The organism is Microvirga sp. Mcv34 (assembly GCF_024519725.1).
Lineage (GTDB): Bacteria > Pseudomonadota > Alphaproteobacteria > Rhizobiales > Beijerinckiaceae > Microvirga.
This window is the reverse complement of record NZ_JALJRK010000010.1, coordinates 82095-103346: the sequence shown is the minus strand read 5'-3', so window position 1 is coordinate 103346 and position 21252 is coordinate 82095. Positions and strand designations below refer to the sequence as shown.

At 64.4% G+C, this 21252-nt stretch carries 25 protein-coding genes; 20 read left to right on the top strand and 5 right to left on the bottom strand.

The annotated features are described in order from the left end of the window. Positions 1 to 29: 29 nt before the first annotated feature. The 6 genes from xdhA to ybaK all read left to right on the top strand — a co-directional run bounded on the left by xdhA (position 30) and on the right by ybaK (position 6523). Positions 30 to 1511, top strand: coding sequence for a xanthine dehydrogenase small subunit (xdhA, locus tag OC446_RS08555; protein ID WP_262028616.1), 1482 nt, complete (start codon positions 30 to 32; stop codon positions 1509 to 1511). Between the two features lie 4 nt (positions 1512 to 1515). Further along, positions 1516 to 3846, top strand: coding sequence for a xanthine dehydrogenase molybdopterin binding subunit (gene xdhB, locus OC446_RS08550; protein WP_262028615.1), 2331 nt, complete (start codon positions 1516 to 1518; stop codon positions 3844 to 3846). Continuing rightward, positions 3843 to 4817, top strand: a complete 975-nt coding sequence (gene xdhC, locus OC446_RS08545; RefSeq protein WP_262028614.1) for a xanthine dehydrogenase accessory protein XdhC — start codon at positions 3843 to 3845, stop codon at positions 4815 to 4817. Before xdhB ends, xdhC begins: the two co-directional genes overlap by 4 nt. Positions 4818 to 4823: 6 nt before the next feature. Beyond that, complete coding sequence (locus OC446_RS08540; protein WP_315986488.1) at positions 4824 to 5309, top strand: nucleoside deaminase; 486 nt, start codon at positions 4824 to 4826, stop codon at positions 5307 to 5309. A gap of 71 nt (positions 5310 to 5380) precedes the next feature. After that, on the top strand, positions 5381 to 6031 hold the full coding sequence (locus OC446_RS08535; RefSeq protein ID WP_262028613.1) for an urease accessory protein UreE: 651 nt from the start codon (positions 5381 to 5383) through the stop codon (positions 6029 to 6031). A gap of 21 nt (positions 6032 to 6052) precedes the next feature. Further along, entirely contained in the window at positions 6053 to 6523 is a 471-nt protein-coding gene (gene ybaK, locus OC446_RS08530) for a Cys-tRNA(Pro) deacylase (RefSeq protein ID WP_262028612.1), read from the top strand. 54 nt (positions 6524 to 6577) lie between these two features. On the opposite strand, the gene OC446_RS08525 is transcribed toward ybaK, so the two are convergent. Continuing rightward, a complete protein-coding gene (locus OC446_RS08525) occupies positions 6578 to 6874 on the bottom strand; it encodes a hypothetical protein (protein WP_262028611.1) in 297 nt (98 codons plus the stop codon). A gap of 220 nt (positions 6875 to 7094) precedes the next feature. Here OC446_RS08525 and dusA point away from each other — a divergent pair, with 220 nt between their 5' ends. From dusA to OC446_RS08500, 5 genes are all read left to right on the top strand, one after another. Then, positions 7095 to 8084: a tRNA dihydrouridine(20/20a) synthase DusA gene (gene dusA / locus OC446_RS08520; protein ID WP_262028610.1), complete on the top strand. Its 990-nt coding sequence runs from the start codon at positions 7095 to 7097 to the stop codon at positions 8082 to 8084. A 319-nt stretch (positions 8085 to 8403) separates the two neighbouring features. After that, entirely contained in the window at positions 8404 to 8640 is a 237-nt protein-coding gene (locus OC446_RS08515; protein ID WP_262028609.1) for a hypothetical protein, read from the top strand. A gap of 74 nt (positions 8641 to 8714) precedes the next feature. Then, positions 8715 to 9506 carry an ADYC domain-containing protein gene (locus tag OC446_RS08510; protein ID WP_262028608.1) on the top strand — a complete coding sequence of 264 codons (792 nt, stop codon included), beginning with the start codon at positions 8715 to 8717 and terminating at the stop codon, positions 9504 to 9506. Positions 9507 to 10129: 623 nt separating this feature from the next. After that, the gene (locus OC446_RS08505; RefSeq protein WP_262028607.1) at positions 10130 to 10366 is read left to right on the top strand and encodes a hypothetical protein; all 237 of its coding nucleotides are present in this window, start codon (positions 10130 to 10132) and stop codon (positions 10364 to 10366) included. A gap of 66 nt (positions 10367 to 10432) precedes the next feature. Continuing rightward, positions 10433 to 11215 (top strand): ADYC domain-containing protein, encoded by a 783-nt coding sequence (locus OC446_RS08500; RefSeq protein ID WP_262028606.1) that lies wholly within the window; start codon positions 10433 to 10435, stop codon positions 11213 to 11215. A gap of 34 nt (positions 11216 to 11249) precedes the next feature. Here OC446_RS08500 and OC446_RS08495 read toward each other — a convergent pair whose 3' ends face one another. The 3 genes from OC446_RS08495 to cobS are packed head-to-tail and all read right to left on the bottom strand — an operon-like array spanning position 11250 to position 13015. After that, positions 11250 to 11951 (bottom strand): TIGR02281 family clan AA aspartic protease, encoded by a 702-nt coding sequence (locus tag OC446_RS08495; protein ID WP_262028605.1) that lies wholly within the window; start codon positions 11949 to 11951, stop codon positions 11250 to 11252. Continuing rightward, the gene (locus OC446_RS08490) at positions 11951 to 12166 is read right to left on the bottom strand and encodes a DUF1289 domain-containing protein (RefSeq protein ID WP_262028604.1); all 216 of its coding nucleotides are present in this window, start codon (positions 12164 to 12166) and stop codon (positions 11951 to 11953) included. Before OC446_RS08490 ends, OC446_RS08495 begins: the two co-directional genes overlap by 1 nt. 15 nt (positions 12167 to 12181) lie before the next feature. Further along, positions 12182 to 13015: an adenosylcobinamide-GDP ribazoletransferase gene (gene cobS, locus OC446_RS08485; RefSeq protein WP_262028603.1), complete on the bottom strand. Its 834-nt coding sequence runs from the start codon at positions 13013 to 13015 to the stop codon at positions 12182 to 12184. 78 nt (positions 13016 to 13093) lie between these two features. On the opposite strand from cobS, the gene cobT reads away from it, so the two are divergent. The 9 genes from cobT to OC446_RS08440 all read left to right on the top strand — a co-directional run bounded on the left by cobT (position 13094) and on the right by OC446_RS08440 (position 20053). Continuing rightward, a complete protein-coding gene (gene cobT / locus OC446_RS08480) occupies positions 13094 to 14119 on the top strand; it encodes a nicotinate-nucleotide--dimethylbenzimidazole phosphoribosyltransferase (RefSeq protein WP_262028602.1) in 1026 nt (341 codons plus the stop codon). Next, positions 14116 to 14619 carry a thermonuclease family protein gene (locus OC446_RS08475; protein ID WP_262028601.1) on the top strand — a complete coding sequence of 168 codons (504 nt, stop codon included), beginning with the start codon at positions 14116 to 14118 and terminating at the stop codon, positions 14617 to 14619. The genes cobT and OC446_RS08475 overlap by 4 nt, the downstream gene beginning before the upstream one ends. A gap of 61 nt (positions 14620 to 14680) precedes the next feature. Beyond that, entirely contained in the window at positions 14681 to 15319 is a 639-nt protein-coding gene (locus tag OC446_RS08470; protein WP_410055034.1) for a uracil-DNA glycosylase family protein, read from the top strand. A gap of 126 nt (positions 15320 to 15445) precedes the next feature. Further along, positions 15446 to 15658 carry a hypothetical protein gene (locus tag OC446_RS08465; RefSeq protein ID WP_262028600.1) on the top strand — a complete coding sequence of 71 codons (213 nt, stop codon included), beginning with the start codon at positions 15446 to 15448 and terminating at the stop codon, positions 15656 to 15658. 82 nt (positions 15659 to 15740) lie between these two features. Further along, the gene (locus tag OC446_RS08460) at positions 15741 to 16088 is read left to right on the top strand and encodes a hypothetical protein (protein WP_262028599.1); all 348 of its coding nucleotides are present in this window, start codon (positions 15741 to 15743) and stop codon (positions 16086 to 16088) included. A 176-nt stretch (positions 16089 to 16264) separates the two neighbouring features. Further along, a complete protein-coding gene (locus tag OC446_RS08455; RefSeq protein ID WP_262028598.1) occupies positions 16265 to 16486 on the top strand; it encodes a hypothetical protein in 222 nt (73 codons plus the stop codon). Between the two features lie 154 nt (positions 16487 to 16640). After that, on the top strand, positions 16641 to 17432 hold the full coding sequence (locus OC446_RS08450) for an enoyl-CoA hydratase-related protein (RefSeq protein ID WP_262028597.1): 792 nt from the start codon (positions 16641 to 16643) through the stop codon (positions 17430 to 17432). Positions 17433 to 17444: 12 nt separating this feature from the next. After that, positions 17445 to 17651, top strand: coding sequence for a hypothetical protein (locus OC446_RS08445; RefSeq protein ID WP_114945452.1), 207 nt, complete (start codon positions 17445 to 17447; stop codon positions 17649 to 17651). A gap of 104 nt (positions 17652 to 17755) precedes the next feature. Beyond that, positions 17756 to 20053, top strand: coding sequence for a caspase family protein (locus OC446_RS08440; RefSeq protein WP_262028596.1), 2298 nt, complete (start codon positions 17756 to 17758; stop codon positions 20051 to 20053). Between the two features lie 162 nt (positions 20054 to 20215). Here OC446_RS08440 and OC446_RS08435 read toward each other — a convergent pair whose 3' ends face one another. Then, positions 20216 to 21082, bottom strand: coding sequence for an NAD(P)-dependent oxidoreductase (locus tag OC446_RS08435; RefSeq protein WP_262028595.1), 867 nt, complete (start codon positions 21080 to 21082; stop codon positions 20216 to 20218). Positions 21083 to 21252: the final 170 nt, after the last annotated feature.

Sequence of the window (21252 nt, the reverse complement as noted above, 5' to 3'; positions counted from 1 at the left end):
AGGCCGGGTGCAACCGGCGGAGGATTACTGTGGTACGAGACACTATCCGCTTCTGGCGGAACGGACAGGCCGTCGAGGTTTCCGGCTTTCACCCGCGCACCACGCTTCTGGACTATTTGAGGCTTCAGGAGCGTCGCGTCGACACGAAGGAGGGTTGCGCGGAAGGCGATTGCGGTGCCTGCACCGTGGCCTTGGGTCGATTGAGGGGCGGGCGTGTGCATTACGAGCCCATCAATGCCTGCATCCTGCTGCTAGGCCAGATCGACGGAGCGGAACTCGTCACGGTCGAAGATCTGAGCTCAACCGGAGACCTGCACCCGGTCCAGTCCGCGATGGTGGCCCATCACGGATCGCAATGCGGGTTCTGCACGCCCGGCATCGTGATGAGCCTCTTCACCCTCTATCATGAAGGTGAGCGGCCATTGACCCGCGAGAGCGTCAATGATGCTCTGGCCGGCAATCTCTGCCGCTGCACGGGCTACCGTCCCATCGTGGACGCGGCGCTTCAGGCCTGCAGCCGCCATGTCGGCGATTCCTTTTCCGAGAGCAGGGAGCACACCGCGCAGGGGCTCATGAGTCTGGCCGATGGGCGCGATGTCTTCATCGGCGACGAGACCTGTTTCTTCGCCGCGCCTGCGAGCGCGGATTCGCTTGCGGCGTTGTATGCGCGACACCCCGATGCGACCCTGGTGGCCGGCTGCACCGATGTCGGCCTCTGGATCACCAAGGCCATGATGGAGATCGAGAAGGTCATCTGGCTCGGGCGCGTGGCGGGTCTCGACCTGATCGAGGATTCCTCGGACAGGCTCGGGATCGGCGCGACGGTGACGCACGCGGAAATCCATCCATCCCTCGCGCGGATCGATCCCGATCTCGGCGAGATCATGCGGCGCTTCGGTTCGGTGCAGGTGCGCGCTTCTGGAACAGTCGGCGGCAGCATCGCCAACGGCTCGCCTATCGGCGACCTCGCGCCCGCCCTCATCGCTCTTGGCGCGGCATTGGAATTGCGACAGGGCGACGGCACCCGCACGCTCCCACTCGAAGACTTCTTCATTGCCTATCGCAGGCAGGACCGGAAGCCGGGCGAGTTCGTTCGCCGGGTGAGCGTGCCGAAGCTGAAGGCCCAAGAGGTTTTCCGCGCCTACAAGATCTCGAAGCGCTTCGACGAAGATATCTCGGCGGTTCTCGGCGTCTTCAGGTTCACGCTCGATGGGCGGCGCATCGCGGAGGCTCGCGTCGCCTTCGGCGGCATGGCCGGAACGCCCAAGCGCGCGGCCGAGACGGAGCGGGCGCTGATCGGCCTGTCGCTCGACGAGCCGTCGTCCTGGGGCGAAGCCATGGCGGCGATTGCGATCGACTACCAGCCTCTCGACGATCATCGGGCCTCGTCCGCCTACCGCGCGACCGTCGCGCGCAACCTCGTGTTCAAGGCGCTGAGCGAAACCGCATCGGGCGAAACACAGGCGACTCGGATCATCGGACGGCGCGAAGCCCTCCAGGCGGCGGAGTAGGGTCATGAACTCACCCGCCAAACCGACCATGGATGCGGAATCGCTTCGCCACGTCCGCCAGCCCGTCGCCCACGATTCCGGCATCAAGCATGTCCAGGGATCGGCGCAGTATATCGACGACATTCGCGAGCCCGAGGGCACGCTGCACGTGGCCATCGGCCAATCGCCGAAGGCCCGGGGGCGGCTGGTCTCTCTCGACGTGTCGGCCGTGCGCGCGATGCCCGGCGTCGTCGCCGTTCTCAGCGCTGCCGACATTCCTGGAAAGAACGATGTGTCGCCCGCCTTCGGCGACGATCCGCTCTTCGCCGACACCGAGATCAGCTTTCTCGGCCAGGCCCTTTTCGCCGTCGTTGCGACGAGCCGCGACGCGGCGCGTCGTGCCGTTACGAAGGCGGTCATGGACATCGAAGAGGAAGCGCCCAGCATCACCGTCGAGGATGCGCTGGAGCGCGGTGAGACCGTGCTCCCCGACTACGCTTACGGCCGCGGCGATCCGAATGCGGCGATTGCCCACGCCCCACGGAAGCTGGAGGGCCGATTCCGCGTCGGCGGGCAGGAGCACTTCTATCTCGAGGGCCAGATCGCCATGGCGATCCCGGGCGAGGATGGCGACATCCATGTCTATTCCTCGACACAGCATCCGACAGAGGTGCAGCACGTGGTCGCCCGCGTGCTCGACATTCCCGACGCCTATGTGACCTGCGAGACGCGCCGCATGGGCGGCGGCTTCGGCGGGAAGGAAAGCCAGGCGACGCAATGGGCCGTCACGGCCGCGCTCGCAGCCCGGGTGACGGGCAGGCCCTGCAAGCTGCGCCTCGACCGGGACGACGATTTTGTCCTCACGGGCAAGCGTCACGATTTCCGCTGCGACTGGCAGGTCGGGTTCGACGAGGACGGGCGCATCCAGGGTTATGCGGTCGATCTGCTGGCCCGCTGCGGCTATTCGGCGGATCTCTCCAGCGGCGTCGTCGACAGGGCCATGTTCCACGCGGACAACGCCTATTGGATGCCGGCCGTCCACATCGCCTCGAAGCGGCTGAAGACCAACACGGTGTCCAACACCGCCTTCCGCGGCTTCGGCGGCCCGCAGGGGATGCTGGCCATCGAGCACGTGATGGACCAGATCGCCTGGGCGACAGGGCGCGATCCGCTCGACGTGCGCTACGTCAATTTCTACCGGCCGGGCGAGAACGTCACGCCCTATGGCATGGAGGTCGAGGAGACCGACACGCTCATCAATCTCGTGCGCACGCTCGAAGAGACGTCGAACTATCGCGTGCGCCGCGAGGAGATTGCGGCCTTCAACGCATCGTCGCCGATCATGAAGCGCGGACTGGCGCTGACGCCGGTGAAATTCGGCATCAGCTTCACGCTCACGCACATGAATCAGGCGGGCGCCCTGGTGCATGTGTATCAGGACGGGTCCGTGCACCTGAACCACGGCGGCACCGAGATGGGGCAGGGGCTCTACATCAAGGTGGCGCAGGTGGTAGCCGAGGAATTCGGCATCGCCATGGAACGGGTACGCATCACCGCGACGACCACCGCGAAGGTGCCGAACACCTCGCCCACGGCAGCCTCCTCCGGGTCCGATCTCAACGGCATGGCGGCGCGGGTCGCGGCGGGCGCGATCAAGAAGCGGATGATCGACTACGCGGCAGAAGCCTATGGGGTGCCGGACGAGCAGATCGTGTTCCGCGACGACCGCGTCTTCATCGGCAACGACAGCGTCGCCTTCGACGAGCTGGTGAAGAAGTGCATCCTCGCCCGCGTCTCGCTGTCCGAGGCCGGGCATTACAAGACGCCGAAGATCACCTGGGACCGGGCGAAGGCAACGGGTCGGCCCTTCTTCTACTTCGCCTATGGGGCGGCCTGCTCGGAGGTGATCGTCGACACGCTCACCGGCGAGAACCGCCTGCTGCGTGCCGACATTCTCCACGATGTGGGGCGCTCCCTCAATCCGGCGATCGATATCGGCCAGATCGAAGGCGGGTTCGTGCAGGGCATGGGCTGGCTGACCACGGAAGAACTGGTCTTCGCCAAGGACGGGCGTCTGCTCACGCACGCGCCTTCCACCTACAAGATCCCGGTGGCATCCGACGTGCCGGCCGACTTCAGCGTGGCGCTCTATCCCAACGAGAACCGCGAGGAGACGATCTACCGCTCCAAGGCCGTGGGCGAGCCGCCGATCATGCTGGCCAACAGCGTGTTCTGCGCCCTTGCCGACGCGGTCCATGCCGTCGATCCGTCGAAGCCCGTGCCGCTCAATGCGCCGGCCACGCCTGAGGCGATCCTGCGGGCCTGCGAGAGCCTGCGGGGGAGGCCGATGGGGTGAAGGTCTGGCGCCGTCTCACCGACCTCGTGGCGCGGCACGGCAGCGCCGCCCTCATCACCGTGCATGACGTGAAAGGCTCGGCACCCCGGGAGGTCGGCGCCCATATGGTCGTGCGGCCAGATGGGGCCTTCCACGGCACCATCGGAGGAGGGCAGCTCGAATTCCGCATGCTCGACACCGCCCGCGAGATGCTTGCGGCGGGGCGAGGACAGGCGCGCATCGTCGATCAGGCGCTCGGGCCGGATCTCGGTCAATGCTGCGGCGGGCGGGTGAAGATCCTCGTCGAGACCTTCGACAAGCGGGACCTGGAAGACCTCGCCCCCCTCGTGGAGGCGGAAGCCGAGGGCGGGCTGTTCGAGGTCGAGTGCCGGATGGAGGCGGGACGCGTGCGGCGCGAGATTTCCTCCGCCGTCGGCGACGACCGATGGACCGGTTGGCGTGAGACCCACGGCGAGGTCCGCACGCCCGTCCTCATCTTCGGCGCAGGCCATGTGGGGCGTGCGCTCGTCCTGTCCCTCGCGCCCCTGCCGTTCTCGACTCGCTGGCTCGACGACCGGGAGGATGCCTTTCCCTCCCACGTTCCGGCAAACGCGAAGGCCGTCAACATGCGGGACCCGGAGGCCGAGATCGCGGAGGCCGAGCCGGGCTCCTTCATTCTGGTCATGACCCATGATCACCCCCTCGACATGGCGATCACGGCGGCGGCCCTGAAGCGGGGCTTTCCCTATGTCGGCCTCATCGGCAGCGCCACGAAGCGGGCGCGTTTCGAGAAGCGCTTCCGGGAGCTGGGCCTGCCGGAGGAGACGATCCGCTCCCTCATCAGCCCCATTGGGCTCCCCGGCATCACGGATAAGGACCCGGCGGTGATCGCCGCCTCGGTGACGGCGCAGCTGCTGCAGATGCGGGAGAGGGGAGGCCGAGTGAGCGGCCAAGGAAATTTCTCGCCTCCCGCCGCCTCAAACGATACATAAGCGTCCATGAGCACCATGAAGACCGACGACCAGCGCTATCTGGCGCGCGCCATCGAACTCTCCCGCGAGCACATGGACGAGGGGGCCGGAGGTCCCTTCGGCGCCGTGATCGTCCGTGACGGCAAGGTTCTGGCCGAGGGCTGGAACCAGGTGACGTCCGCCAACGACCCCACGGCCCATGCCGAGGTCACGGCCATACGCCGCGCCTGCCAGGAAGTCGGCAATTTCTCCCTGGAGGGCGCCACGCTCTATACGAGCTGCGAGCCGTGCCCCATGTGCCTCGCCTCGGCCTATTGGGCCCGGGTGAGCCGGATCGTCTTCGCCAATACGCGGAAGGATGCGGCCGAGATCGGCTTCGACGACAGTCTCATCTACGACGAGATCCCCAAGCCCATCGCCGAACGCATCCTCCCGATGGACCACCTGCCGAGCCTGGAGGCCAGGGCCGTCTTCGACGCCTGGGCCGACAAGGAAGACAAGATCAGGTATTGATCTCGGCCGCTCTAGGTTCCGCGCTACGCCTTCTTATCTAACCTTCACCGACACCTACCCGAGACAAGCCCATGCCCCGCGTCAGCACCATCGTTCGCAAGCCCGCCGTGAAGGCCGAGCGCGTCGTCGACACGATCACCCTCGACCACAACGCCCGCAACCGCCGCCAGGGCAGGCTGAAGGCCGAGGGCGGGACCGAAATCCTGCTCGACCTCGACATGGAAACAACCGTCAACGACGGCGATGCCCTGCGCCTCGAGGACGGGCAGCTCGTCCAGGTGAAGGCGGCGGCGGAGCCTCTGCTGGAGGTGAAGGCGGAGAACCCCTTGCGGCTGACGCGCCTTGCCTGGCACCTCGGCAGCAGCCACGGCCTCGTCGAGGTCACGGCGGACGCTCTCTATGTCGAGAACAACCCGGTTGTGGCCGAGCTGGTGCGCGGGCAAGGCTGCACGGCGACGCCCGTCGAGCGGCCGTTCAAGCCGGAGCGCAGCGCCCATGTGTGCGATCACGACCACGGGCATCACGATCACGGGCACTCTCACAGCCATAGCCATAGCCATAGCGAGAGCCATAGCCACGCCCACTCCCATGCTCATTCCCATACCGATGGCCACGAGCATCATGACCATGGGCACGATCACGCGCATGGCCACACGCATGATCACGACCATGGTCATGGCTGCGGCTGCGGTCATCACCATGATCACAAGCACGAGCACTGATCGCCTTTAAGCGTCACGACCATGTCCAAGACCACCCGCGCGACCGCAGCCCTGCAACAGGCGGGCATCTCCTTCACGGTTCATGCTTACGATTACGACCCGAATGCCGAACGCATCGGGCTCCAGGCCGCCGAAGCCATGGGGGCGGACCCCGGACGGGTGCTGAAAACCCTGATGGTGCTGGTGGACAACAGGCCGGCCTGCGTGATCCTGCCCTCGGACCAGGAAGTGAATCTGAAGAGGCTCGCCGCCGCTCTCGGCGGCAAGGCAGCCCAGATGATGAAGCCGGCCGATGCGGAGCGCATCACCGGCTACCATGTCGGTGGGATCAGTCCGTTCGGCCAGAAGAAGCGCGTTCCGACCGTGCTGGAGCAATCCGCCCTGGAACACGCCGAGGTGTTCATGAATGGCGGGCAGCGAGGCCTGCAGGTGAAGCTCGAGCCTCGGGCGGCGGTGTCGATGCTGGACGCAAAGGTGGCTGCGGTGATCTGAAGATCTGCCCGGGATGAGGATGCGGAGAGGCCTCGCCTCTCCGCATGGGGCAGTTTATTTGCGCTGCGTCGAGGTGCCGGTCGAATCCGTCGGCAGCTTCTTCTGCTGACCGGGGGCGTAGCCCGAGGCACCGGAGCCGCTCACGGAACCGGTGGTGTCGTTCTGCATCTTCTGACCAGGGGCAGCGCTCGATGCGCCGGGTCCTGTCATGGTGCTGCGGTCCTGCTGACCAGGAGCATATTGTGAAGCGCCGTTCGAATTCGTGTTTGTGTTCGAAGATTGCGCATAGCTTGCCATGGGAACGGCAAAGAACAAAGCTGCGGCGCAGGAAAGTCCAAGTGTCTTCTTCACGCGAGTGCTCCTATGTTGGGCATAGAACTTGGACGATGGAAACGAATGCTCGCGACAGATGTTCCGATAATAGGTTGAGACAAAATTATACATAAGTGAATTTTTATTCATCTTAGTGGCATCAAAGTGAAGCGGTCCGGGAGCGCCTTATTTGCCTTGCTCCGGCCATACCCATATGAAAGGGCCTTCCCTGAGCCCTGGACCTGCAGTTTTTCTGACGATGACGGACAAGTTTCTCACCGTTGCCCCCATGATGGATTGGACCGACCGGCATTGTCGGGCGTTTCACCGTGTCCTGTCGCGCCGGGCACGGCTCTATACGGAGATGGTGACCACGGGGGCGGTCATTCATGGCCCGCGCGAGCGGCTGTTGGGCTTCAGCGACGTGGAGCACCCGGTGGCGGTGCAGCTTGGCGGGTCCGACCCGGAGGATCTGGCGCTAGCCGCGAGGATCTGCGCCGATTTCGGTTATGACGAGATCAACCTCAATGTGGGCTGCCCCTCCGACCGGGTCCAGAACGGTCGTTTCGGGGCCTGCCTAATGCAGGAGCCGGTTCTGGTGGGCGAGTGCGTGGCGGCCATGAAGGCAGCCGTTGCCTTGCCGGTGACGGTGAAGTGCCGGATCGGCGTCGACGATCAGGACACGGAAGAAGCCCTGAACCGCCTGACCGATTGCGTCGTGGCGGCAGGCTGCGACGAGCTGACGGTCCATGCCCGCAAGGCTTGGCTCAAGGGCCTGTCGCCGAAGGAAAACCGCGATATCCCGCCTCTCGACTACAACCGTGTCTATCGCCTGAAGCAGGCTCGGCCGGATCTTCCCGTCGCCATCAATGGCGGCGTCAAGACCTGGGCCGAGATTCACGAGCACCTGGAGCACGTGGACGGCGTGATGCTGGGCCGCGTGGCCTATCATGAGCCCGAGATCCTGCTCGCCGTCGATCCTGAGCTTCATGGCGAAGCCGCACCGGTGGCTGACGGGTTCGAGGCGGTGGAGGTTTATGAGCCTTATATCGCAATGCAGCTCGCCAGAGGCGAGCGCCTGAGCAGCATCACCCGCCACATGCTGGGTCTCTTCACAGGCCGTCCCGGCGCACGGGCCTACCGTCGTCATCTGGCGACCGAGGCCGTCAAGCCGGGCGCGAATTTGCAGGTTCTTCGGGAAGCCGTGGCTCAGGTGTCGCGCGCCGCCATGCATGAGGCGGCGGAGTAAGTCCTGAACGTCGTTCACAGCGTAATGCTTGCCCTCGAAGAATTTGGGGCAAGATCAATTACCGGTTGCTTTGTGTATTCATATGCAACTTTAACCCAATGGGTTCGCCAAGAGGTGGCAGCCACAAGTTCTTACGGCAACTAAGAGTACGCTTACCGTGAGAGGTTTCGCACATAGTCCTGTGATTTCTGACAATATTCTCGCTTTCGCGCTTTACTGTAACAATGTTCAGATTATCTTCCCTCTAGCGGGGCGCCTCGGCGTCCGCTCACTCATCTTAGAGGGAAAGTGAATGTCTCTTCGTTCGAAAACCGCCATCTTGGCACTTGCCGTCGGAATCTCGGCGGGATCGGCCGCGTACGCCGCCGAGGTCGCCAACGGTCTCACCTTGAATGGCCTGACGTTGAATGGTCTTACTGTAAACGGTCTCACCGTGAATGGTCTGACGCTGAATGGCCTGACCCTGAACGGCCTCACCGTGAACGGCAGGGCTTCGCAAACTCTGGCTGTGCAGAGCGTTGCTTTTCCGAACGGCGAGCGCATCGAGCTGCGCTGATCGCTTGTCAGTGAAGAGAAGAAGCCCCTTCGCTCCTGGCGAAGGGGCAAATTCATTGTCCAATGCACAATCCCTTGTTCTTCTTCCTTCGGATTGGCGCCTTCATTCTTGCTCTTCTTGCTGCGCCGGCCCTTGCGAGGGAAGGGCGCTTTGTCCTCGAGGGCCTGGATCTCACGCTCCGACTGAGTGACGGAACCGTGTTGAAAGGCGACGGATTGGTCGGCCTGACCCTCACGGCTGGCCAGCCCCCGAACCAAACCGACATTCGCATCGACGACATCGTCCGCAATGGCCCGCTCGCTAAGCGCGAAATTGCTTTCTACCGCATGTCGCTCCAGGATACCGCCACAGGAGCATCGCAATCCTTGTGTGCGGCTGATCCCGACGGCGAGCGTGCGGCCTTTGCCTTTCCTAATGACGCGGGAGGATTCTCCATCACCTGCACCAGCGGCGCGGAAGGCAAGTGCATCCTTTTCGGCTATCGCCCCTGGGAGACGCGGGACGGCGTTCCCTTGCGTGATCTGCATAAGGCATGTGTGCATATGCTGCGCGCGGATTACGGCGGTGACGATCGTCCCACGACACGGGATGGCACCGCAGTAAACATCTACGATCGCCTCGGCATTCAGCATCCCGACCCGGCGCCGGGAATGGCCTTCGAGGCGGCGTGGGGGGCCGAGGGAGCTGTCTGTGTTTCTCACACGCGCATTGCCGACAATATCACCCTTGAGGAATTGGCCGAGCGCTATCCCCGGTTGCGTGGAAGGCTGGGGCCGCATGTCTGCTCAGAAGAGGCCATGCGCGCTGATCCGCTGGCGCTGCTTTACAACCAGTCCGTTTTGACCTCGCGCAGCGACAAGCGCTAGCGGAGGTTCAATCGGCATCGACCGATCCTGTATGTCGGCAACGTCCTTCTTAGGAGGGGCGCCTTTTTGCTCGTCATCGGATCAGGCACGAGGCGTGTGTCCTGCTCCTTCATCACGTCTTAGATGATCCTCGTCACCATTCTGATTCCTGCTTCAACCCTCACTGCGATCGGGCGGTATACGATGTTCCGAGCTGGATCCTCGAATTGCCCTTAGGGTTCTCTTGAGAACGACGTTCTCCAATTTTTCACAAGCAGATGACCGGATCCTGCGATGCGGATCGGTTTCCGGCCTCAAGAGAAGCCGGGGAGCGCCAGTCCAGTGCTTCAAGATCGCATGGGTGAGCGCTGCGTCTCGGCTCGATGTCAATCTCAGGGCGAGACTACCTAAGGTTACCTATTGAGAATATTCAACAACGCAGAGTGAAGCAAATTCAATCTGTAATAGAGTTGGCTTCAGCATCTAATCAACCGGCAATATGACGCAAAGTAGCTATGCAAACATGCATACATAAAGTTACGCTTAGCTAATTGCATGAATCGTTATTACATGTACTTTCTCTGCGTGATCGGGCGGGTTGCCGCTGAGTCATTTCACAGAAAATACGATATAAGGGGATAAATATGCGTATTCAGTCTTGCCTTCCGGTTATTGCCATAGCCTTCACCCTTTCGGTTGCCTCTGGTGCAAGTGCGGCTGAGACAATGAACGGCCTGAGCACCAACGGCCTGAGCACCAACGGCCTGAGCACCAACGGCCTGAGCACCAATGGACAGGATCCCAAAGGCGCCGCTTCTACGGGGATGCGGCTTGATGCGGCTATTCTGCAGGATGGCTCTGTTATTCAGCTCAGGCAGTAATCCAGCGTTGCTTTGAAGTTCGTAGCCTCTCGTTCGAGAGGCTACTTTTTTATCAGGATCCACTTTATGCGCAGTCCGACCCTCGCATCCATCCTGCTCTTCATCCTGCATGCCTCCGTCTTCTCCCAAATGGCCCTCGGCGCAGGTGGCAGGCTTCAGGCCGAGGGACCCGAGCTCGTGCTCAGCTTGGAGGATGGTCGGGTCCTGCGAGGCGACAACCTGATTGGAATAAGGTTCGTTCTGACCGGCCAGGAGGGAGCGATCCAGGTCCGGATCGACGGTGCGGAAGAGGATAAGACTGCCACGGGAGGCCCGCTTCTGCTTTACAGGCTGTCGATCCATTCTCCGAACGGAGAGGAGAAGGGGCCTTTCTGCTCATCCGACCCTCAAGGGCGTAGCGCCGGCTTTGCGATGCCTGACGGCGCCGGTGGGTTCAGCTTTACTTGCACCAGCGGTGCGGAGGGCAAATGCGTTCGCATGGGCTACCGGCCATGGGAAAAACGCGATGGGCTGCCGCTGCAGGAGCTCCATCGGGCTTGCGTTCACATGCTGCGCGCCGATTACGGCGGAGATAACCGGCCGACGACGCGGAACGGCACTTCCGTCGATATCTTCGACCGGTTCGGTATTCAGACGTCCGAGAAAGCGGACGGCATGCAGTTCGAGGGCGCCTGGGGGGGCGATGGTGCGCTATGCGTCGCTCATCCCCGCATTGCGCAGAACATCACGCTTGAGGACATCGCGGCCCGTTTTCCCCGCTTGGCCGGAAGGCTCGGACCGGAGAAGTGCAGCCTTGAAGCGATGCGTGCGGAGCCGCGCGCGATTCTCTTCAACCATTCCTACCCCTGAACGAAGACGGATTCTCATTCGCCCCGGCGTGGCGTCACGAGCCTGTCCGGGCTCTCAGGATCAATCTGTTCCCCCGCACCTCGTAGGAGCCCAGCCGCTCCAGAAACGTCATGCCGAGGAGGTTGGCGTGGAGCACGCCTTCGCGGGCGATGAGCGCGCGGACCTTGCGTTCGGTGATCGCCCCGATGGTCAGGCGGTCGATGATGACCGGAGCGGCGAGGGCGCCCCCGTTGGCGGTCGCGACGGGAATGGAATAGTTCAAGTTGTCGGGTTTGAAGCCGAGGGCGGCGGCGTGCTCCGCGCGCAGGACGACGGTGCTGGCGCCCGTGTCGAAGACGAAGCGGGTCTCGTGGCCGTTCACCTCGCCCTGCACCATGAAGCTCCCGTCGGTGCGCCGCGCGGCTACCACTTCGCCTTCCGGCGTGACGACGGTCCGTCCGACCGCGATGTCGCCGATGGCGCGGTCGATCACGGCCTGCAATTCTCCCCGGGACGCATAGGTGACGATCAGGGCGACCAGGATGCCGCCACTGACCGCGATGGACTGGACGCCATAGGTCCAGTGGCGGGAGAAGCCTTCGACGATCGAAGCCGCCATGAGCAGGCACACGCCGCCGATGGCCAGAAGCCCCGAAGCCTCCAGGGCCGAAAACTCGCCGATGGAATCGTTGACGAACAACCCCACGAGCAGGGCAGCCAGGAGAAGGAGGAGGCCCGCGCCGCGAATGCCCGGCATCAACCCGCCTTGCCGGCTTTCGGCGCGAACGGAGATTCGATGGCGAAGGCCTGACGCATCCGCTCCGGGAGTTCGGCCATGATCCGCTGGCGGTCCTCCTCGCTCATGCGGTACCAGCCGGCGATCTCCTCCCGCGTGCGGCCGCAGCCTTCGCAGAGCCCCGTTTCGGGGTCGAGCATGCAGACACGGATGCAGGGGCTGGAAACGCGGGTCATCTTATCTTCATGTCGTTACGGGTGGACGGTGGTCAAGAGGCCGATCAGCGCAGCGATCTCCGCTACCTGCTGGGCGGCGCCGATCACATCCCCCGTCTGCCCTCCAAGATGCCGCGCCGCGAAGCCGCTGAGGGCAAGGCCCGCGAGGCCCGAGAGAATCAGCATCAGGGCGATGCCGAGCGGCGGCAGGCCCGAAAGGGCTCCGAGGACGACGGCGATTCCCCCGGCAATGCCTGCGGCCAGCCAGAACGTCTCCCGCGCCGGCTGCCCGACAGCCCGGGCGACGCCGTCCCGGCGGGCCGGCGGCAGGAACACGAGGGGAATCAGCCCGGCCGTGCGGGACAGGCACGCGACGACGAGGACCACCGCCATCACGGCGGCTGCGTCGAGCCTGGAAGCGAGAGTGGCGAGCGCCCCGACCCTGAGTGCCAGGCCCAGAAACAGCGCCGCGGCCCCGAAGGAGCCGATCCGGCTGTCGCGCATGATCTCCAGGCGCTTCTCGCGGGTCGAGCCGCCGACGCTGTCGGCGACGTCGGCGAGTCCGTCCTCATGCAGGGCCCCGGTCGTCGTCACCAGGGCGGCCACGGCCAGCATAGCGGCGAGCCAGGGGCCGAGATCGAGGACAAGGGCCAGGCCGAGCAGGACCGCCGGGAGGGCGCCGATGACGAGCCCCCCGAGCGGGATCACCCGCACCACGCGGGTAAAGTTCGGCAGCCCATGGGCGTCCCGCTCGAAGGGAAGGGTCGGCACCGGCAGCCGGGAATAGAAGCGCACGCAATGGGCCAAGTCGGTGACAATCGCCCGCCAGCCGCCGATGGCGGCCTTACCCTGCTCAAATTGCTCCGACATGCTTCACCCCGCGTGCATGGGTCGTTATAGGTCACGCCTCTTCGTGTTCTGCAATGCCCCCCGGGGCCGGAGCCCTCCATGTCTGATGCCGTGTCCTCACCTTTCGACGATATCCGCCGCCTGATCACGACCATGCCCGGTCCTGACGAGGCCGCCGTCGAGGCCGTGCAGGCGCGTGACCGCCAGCTCACCAAGCCCACCGGGAGCCTGGGGCGCCTGGAGCGGATCGCCGAATGGCTCGCGGCCTGGCAGGCGAAGCCCGTTCCGACCGTCGACCGCCCCCTCGTCTGCGTCTTCGCCGCAAGCCACGGGGTGACCGCCAAGGGCGTCTCGGCGTTCCCCTCCGAGGTGAACCGCCAGATGCTGGAGAATTTCGCCGCCGGCGGGGCGGCCATCAACCAGATCTGCGCCGCCTATGGCCTGGGCTTCAAGGTTTTCGACCTCGCCATCGACATGCCGACCGGCGACATCACCGAGGCTGACGCGATGGACGAGAAGTCCTGCGTCGCCACCATGGCCTTCGGCATGGAGGCGATCGCCGGCGGGACCGATCTGCTCGCCATCGGCGAGATGGGAATCGGCAACACCACCATCGCGGCCGCCATCTACACGGCCCTTTACGGCGGGTCGGCCGAGCATTGGGTCGGGCGCGGCACGGGGGTGGACGACGAGGGGCTCAAGCGCAAGGTTGCGGCGGTCGAAGCGGCCATCGCCCATCATGGCGACAGCCTGAAGGATCCGCTCGAATTGCTGCGCCGCCTCGGCGGGCGTGAGATCGCCGCCATGGCGGGCGCTATTCTCGCGGCGCGCCTCCAGCGCATTCCCGTGATCCTCGACGGCTATGTGGCCACCTCCGCGGCTGCGGTCCTTCACGCCATCCATCCCTCGACCATCGATCACTGCATCGCCGGCCATCTGAGCGCCGAGGGCGCGCACCAGGACGTGCTGACCCGCATCGGCAAGGTGCCGCTCCTGGCCCTCGGGATGCGGCTCGGCGAAGGCTCCGGCGCAGCTCTGGCGGCTGGCCTCGTGAAAGCCGCGGCGGCGGTGCATCGGGACATGGCCACCTTCGGGCAGGCGGGAGTTTCCGAGCGCCTGTCGTGAGGTTCCGGCGTCGCCGCTCCCGGTCGAGCGGCATCACCTCCCTGATCGTCGCGCTGGCGCTCGCCGGCGGGGCCGGGCTCGCGCTGAAGCCGAACGGGCGCTCCCTCGATGGCCGGGCCCAGGTGACCGACGGGGATACGATCCGCATCGGCGAGACGCGCATCCGCCTCAAGGGGATCGACGCGCCCGAGATCAGGCAGCATTGCTCCCGCGCAGGTCGTTCCTATGCCTGCGGCGAGACCTCCCGCCGGGTGCTGATCGATCTCGTGTCCGGCGAGACGGTGCGCTGCCGCGCCACCGGCCGCGACCGCTACCAGCGCGTTCTCGCCCGCTGCACGGTGAACGGCCGGGACATCGGCGCCCGCATGGTGGAGGACGGCTGGGCCGTTTCCTACGGACGAGACTACGATGCCGAGGAAACCCGCGCCCGCAAGCGCTCGACCGGACTCTGGGAGGGCGATTTCGAGCGCCCGCAGGATTGGCGCAGGCGCAACTCGTGAGGGAGCGACGTCGTGTCGTTCCTCCGGGCATCTCCTCGGCCTGGGCCTCGATCCCCATCTGATGGGGATGAATCCCTCCCCGAGTTTCGACGATCTTGCCGCACAACTGAGAGCCTGCCGGATCTGCCGCGACGCGCCGCGCTTCGGCGCCGCCCTGCCGCACGAGCCGCGCCCGATCATCCAGGGCAGCGCGACGGCGCGGCTGTGCATCGCCAGTCAGGCGCCGGGAACCCGCGCCCATGCCAGCGGCATCCCTTTCGATGATCGTTCGGGCACGCGCCTGCGCGACTGGCTCGGCCTCGACAGGGCGACTTTCTACGACGCCTCCAAGGTCGCCATCGTGCCCATGGGCTCCTGCTTTCCGGGCCAGGATGCCAAGGGCGGCGATCTCGGTCCTCGCCGGGAATGCGCCGAGGCCTGGCGACGGCCGCTCTTCGAGGCGCTCCCCGGCCTCGATCTCGTGCTCCTGATCGGCCAATACGCCCAGGCCTGGCACATGGGAGACGATTTCAAGGACGGGCTGACCGGGACCGTGCGGCGCTGGCGGACGATCCTCGGCAGTCCGCAGAAGCCCCGCATCCTGCCCTTACCGCATCCATCCTGGCGCAATAATGGGTGGCTTAAGAAAAACCCATGGTTCCAGGATGAAATTTTGCCTGCTCTGCAAGCTGAAATTCGAAACTTAATAAGAAGATATTGATATTGTAGATATTAAATTCATGCCATTAATTGTGGGAGTGGGTCGGAACTTATTTGGAATACAGTATGAATATTATGGAACAATCACTGATAGGGCCCGTTGTCAAAATACATATCAGGTAATTTCATGTCACAAATATTCGACGGTTGGGACGACCACATTTTTGCAGGACGCCATATGCGCGAGGTCCAAGCCAAATGGAATCGCCTGTCCATGTCGGACCTCTCGCAGATCAAGACGAAATCTGAGCTGATCGATCGCGTTCAGGAGCAATACGGGCTCGCTCGCGAGGTGGCGGCTCAGGACGTCGAAATCTGGTGGTCGGATCGGAGCTTTTGATCGTTCCAGCCACCGACGAGTTGCAGCGGCGAACAACTGTTCGACAGTTCAACCTGCCCGGACCTGACGAAGGAGCGGCCCCATGAGAGCCCACCATTTTGCTGTTGGAGATCATGTTCTCTATACGGAGCAGCGTTTCCCTCACGTCGTTTGCAAGCAGCCATACACGATCGTCGGCTGCCTGGACTCAAGACGTCGCGAACCGCAATATCAGATTCGATCCGCCATGCGGCCTTACGATTGCGTGGCTGGCGAAGATGAGCTGAGCCGGGATGGTTCTCCAATGAGTGCCTTTCGAGCGGCAGATAGCTCGGATTCCCTGGATGAAACAGGCATGAACGAGCCTGCCAATCTGAACCTCGTTCCCTGGGCAAGCCTGCCGCGCAGAGCCCAGCACAAGAACGAGCAATCGTACCCGTTCAGGCAATGACATCCACGTTCAGGCGCGGAGCCGTTCCGACGCAGAATGGACGCACTCTACTCATCCCAGTCGGCCCCACCGTCACTGTCCGGTTCGGGGCCTTCTTCATCACCGCTCTTTAAGCCCTGGAACCGCCAGTCGGATGGTCTCTCGGCCGATTCATCCGAGATTTGAAGGGATTTCCTGTGTCCAACTATCTTTATGCGCGTGGTCAGCATGTGACGTTCACCGCCAAGCGCTTCATTGGCCCGGCATGGACCGGAGCATTCGTCGTGACCCAGCTTTTACCCTCCGGCGGCGAGGAGCCCCGTTACGAGATCAGAAGAGTGGGCGAAGTCTATAGCCGCGCGGTTCTCGAGAGCGAGTTGAGCGTCCGTTTCGAAGTCCTTCAGTCAACCGATCTTTGATGTCGCATATCGAGCGGAAGGTCAGACCAATTTGAATGATCGGGCGATCGGCCATGCGGGGCGTCATCCTTCCTTAGTCTGAACACGACTTTTACGGGTTCTCCGATCGGAGATCCGTTCTATGTTCGGTCCCGACGACAAGGAGCTTTGAGGCATGAGCCCGACGACCCTGCGCTGCGCCGTCGACGGATCGGTCGCGACCATCACGCTGTCCCGGCCGGAGAAGATGAACGCTTTCAACGCCGAGATGCACGCGGACCTTCGGGACGCGCTGGACCAATGCGAGCGGGACGAGGCAGTGCGCGTGGTGGTGCTGACCGGGGAGGGGCGGGCGTTCTCCTCGGGCCAGGATCTGACGGTCGATCTCAAGCGCGACGAGCAGGGCCGTATCGATCTCGGACCCGCGCTCACCCGCGATTACAACCCGCTGGTGCTCAGGCTCGCCGATTACGCGAAGCCGACCATCGCTGCCCTGAACGGCCCGGCGGTCGGCGCCTCCATGAACATCGCGCTCGCCTGCGACATCGTCGTGGCGGCGCGCTCGGCCTATCTGCAGGAGGCCTTCGCCAAGATTGGCCTGATCCCGGATGCCGGCGGCACCTGGATCCTGCCGCGCCTCGTCGGTCCCAAGCAGGCGCTCGCCCTGATGCTGAGCGCCGAGGCCATCCCGGCCGAGGAGGCCCAGAGGATGGGGCTCGTCTACAAGGTCTTCGACGATGTATCCTTCGCGGTCGACGTGGCGGCTTTCGCCGCAAAGCTTGCCGAGGGGCCGGGACTCGCCTATCGCCTCACCAAGCAGGCGGTGGGACAGAGCCTGGCGAACGATCTCGAAGCCCAACTCGATCTCGAAGCCAGGTTTCAGGCCGAGGCGGGATCGAGCCACGACTTCATGGAAGGCGTCGCGGCGTTCCGCGAGAAGCGAGCTCCCCGGTTCGAGGGACGATAAGGAGAAAGCCCGATGCGCCCGACCTACTGGATTCTCGGCCTTGCCACGTTGAGCATCGTCATCGGACTCTTTATGTCGCGCGATCCCGAACGCGCCGAGCGCCTCAACCAGATGTACCGGGACGCGGCCCTGACGGGCGAAACGCGCCAGCTGGTGATCATGGGCCTCGCCGTCGCCATCGGGGCCTTCGTGGTTTACCTGACGATGACACGGCGGTGACAGAAGAGCCGGCATCCGACCATCCCATTTCGTTCACAGCCCGTTCAACTGCCTTGTCCATATCTGCATAAGACCCGCAAGGGCGACAAAGGGGTGGGCAATCCGTGTCTCGTCTGAAACGTGCTATCGTTTTTATTTTTCTAGTTGCGACAGCCTTTATTGGCGCCTTTTCATATGCTGCAGCCCAACCGCAGCGTCTCGCACTCGTCATCGGTCAACGCGAATATTTGAATCAGAGCCGCCATCCGATCACGACCACCAACGACGCCGGGTTAATTGCACAGACATTGACCAGTGCCGGTTTCGAGGTTGTTCAGGGTCGCGATCTGAGAAGCAACGACCTGCGTAGCGTAATGCGCGATTTCCTAGATAAGGCTCAAGCCCTAGAGCCAAGCGCCGTCGTGATGATCTATCTATCGGGCTATGGCATCCAGCTCGAAGGCGAGAATTATTTCATACCTGTCGACGCCAATGTCCAACGCCATATGGACGTACTTCTAGAGGGCTTCCGTCTTTCAGATTTGACTCGTTCGCTCGAACGCACCTCAGCTCAGGTTCGCATTGTCGTGGCCGACATGGAGGATTACCGAGAGTCTTTTCCCTCCGACGGTAAGCCGCTGGCTCAGGGCCTCGCCCTAATGGAGCCGCCTGCCGGGTTCCTGATGGCCTTCTCCTCGGCTCCCAACATTGTCGCGGCCGATAGGCAGGGGCCTTACGGGGCCTATGCGACGGCCCTGGCGGAGATGATCCGGCAGCCGGGAATGCCGATCGACGAGGTGTTCGCCCGCACGCGCCTGAGGACGCACGAGGCCACGAACGGCCTGCAGATACCCTGGCATTCGGCCAATCTCGGAAACAGCTCCTTCGTCTTCTTCGAGCAGGCAGAGGCGGCGGCCGCGCCGCTGGTGCGCGAGGTGCGCCGGATCGAGGACGTTCCGGCCGAAGAGGCTTACGCCATCGCGGTCGAGCGCGACACGATTCAGGACTACCAGGCCTTCCTGCGCCGCTACCCGGACCATCGCCTGGCCCGCCACGTGACGGCCCTGCTGGCCGCCCGCCGCGAGGCCATCGTCTGGCGCCGCACGCTCACCAGCAACACCCGCGAGGCCTATTGGACCTATCTGCGTCGCTATCCGAACGGCCCCCATGCGGCGGATTGCGAGCGCCGTCTCGCGCGCCTGTCGGCCCCCTATGCGCCGCCGGCGGATTTCGAGGAGGTGGTCTATGTGGATCTGCCGCCGCCGCTGCCCGAGGTGGAGCGGGTCGAGGTCGTCGAAGTCACGACCATCATCCGCGACGTGCCGCCGCCGCGCGCGCCGGTCTATCTCCTGCCGCCGCGCGACGAGGACGTAGAGTTCGTGACCATCGTCCGCGAGCCGCCGCCTCCTCCGATCATGGCCGGCGTGCTGCCGATCCCGATGGCCATTCCGGTCCCGGTGCGCGCCCGTCCGCCGCGCTCGTTCTACCAGCCCATCGCGCCGGTCACGCCACGCGGCCCGGTCGCCATCCCGGTGGCCGCTCCGCCGGTCTTCGGCGGACTCATGGGCGATGAGCGAGGCCCCCGTCCGCGCCGCGGTCTGCGCCCTCAGGAGCCGGTTGTCCCGCGCCAGCCCGGATTGGCCGCGCCGCTGCGGCCGCTTCCGGTTTCGGTTGATCCGAGAGGTCCGCGCGAGGGCAGGGGCGTTCGCCCCGGCGAGGCGCAGCCGCAGCGGCCCGGCCGCCTTCCCCCGCGTCCGATTCCCCTCGCGACGTTCCCTCAGGAACCATCCCGTCAGGAAGTTCCCCGTCCTGGTCGCTCGGATATCGGGCAGCCGGCCTTCCGTCCGGAGGTGCCGCGCGGTGTGCGGCCCGTCGAGCGCGATGTCTATCCTCGGGCGATCCGTCCTGAAGAGCCCATGCGCGATGCGGTCCGCCCCAGAGAGCCTCGCTTCGACAGGGATCAGGTCCTGCCGCGGCAGGCCCGGCCCGAGAGGCCGCGGATCGAGATCGAACGGGAGCGGCCCGCCCGGCACGAGGCCGGCCGCCCGACGGCCGTGTTCCCTCAACCGGAGCAGCGCCGACCGCGCCCGGACGTCAATGTGCGCCCGCCGATGGAGCGCGAGCGGCCTGCCGCCTGGGACAGAATGGATCGCGAGCGTCCCTCGCCGCGTCCTGCACATCGGATGGAGCGTCCGGAGGCACCAGCCTTTCAGCCCAGGCTCGTTCCGCGCATGGACGCGCCCCGGGAGGAGCGCGCCTTCCGCGAGCCGCCGCGCCCGACGATGCAGCCGCCCCCCGGGCGTGGCTTCGAGAGGCCGGCGCAGCAGGTTCGCCCCGCACCCGCGCCATCCGGCAACCGCCAGGGCGGGGGGCATCCCGAACGCTGCCGGCCTGGACGGCCTTGCGCGGAAGAAGGACGCTGAAACGGAGAGCGCCGGAGCTTGGAGGTGTTTCCACTGACGTGGAAACACCTCTCTTCTTTGTCGGACCGCATTTTCTTGACGGTGAACCGGATCCACTTCACCGAAACATGCACTTACCGGCCCCGGCGCTTCGCTTTCATCTCTTGATGGATCGGCTGAGGCTTACTTGTCGAGCCGGGCGATCAGGCTCGACGTATCCCAGCGCCGGCCGCCCATCTTCTGCACATCGGCATAGAACTGATCGACCAGGGCCGTGACCGGCAGGCTGGCGCCGTTCTTGCGGGCCTCGTCCAACACGATGGACAGGTCCTTGCGCATCCAATCGACCGCGAAGCCGAAATCGAACTTGCCCTGGTTCATGGTCTTGCCGCGATTCTCCATCTGCCAGGAGCCGGCGGCCCCCTTTGAGATCACGTCGAGCACCGCCTCGATGTCGAGGCCGGCCTTCTTGCCGAAATGGATGCCTTCCGCCAGACCCTGAACGAGACCGGCGATGCAGATCTGGTTGATCATCTTGGTGAGCTGACCGGCGCCGGCCTCGCCCATGAGGCGCGAGGCGCGGGCAAAGCTCATGATGGCGGGCTCGGCCTTCGCGTAAGCCTCCGCGTCGCCGCCGCACATGACCGTGAGCACGCCGTTCTCCGCGCCCGCCTGACCGCCCGAAACGGGGGCGTCGATGAAGGCGAAGCCCTTCTCCGTCGCGGCGGCATGAAGCTCGCGCGCCACTTCCGCCGAGGCGGTGGTGTGGTCGACGAAGATGCTGCCTTTGCCCATGCTTTGGAACGCACCGTCGGGGCCGAGCGTCACCTGGCGCAGGTCGTCGTCGTTGCCCACGCAGGCGAAGACGATCTCCTGGCCTTCGGCCGCCTCCCGCGGCGTCCCGACGGCACGTCCGCCGTTCTCGGACACCCATTTCTCGGCCTTGGCCGCCGTGCGGTTGTAGACCGTCACCTCATGACCCTTCGCCTTGAGGTGGCGAGCCATGGGGTAACCCATCACGCCGAGTCCGAGGAATGCAACTTTCGCCATCGTCCGCTCCCTGTATGTCTCGCCGGTTCTACCGCATCATGCGAAAATGTGGACCTGATTTTTCTTGGACGCCCACGGTGTCATCACCGACCTGTGCCGGTGATCTCGCTTCTGGAGCGCGCGGCGCCTTTTCAATCGGGATGGCCGGCACGAGGCCGGCCATGACGTGA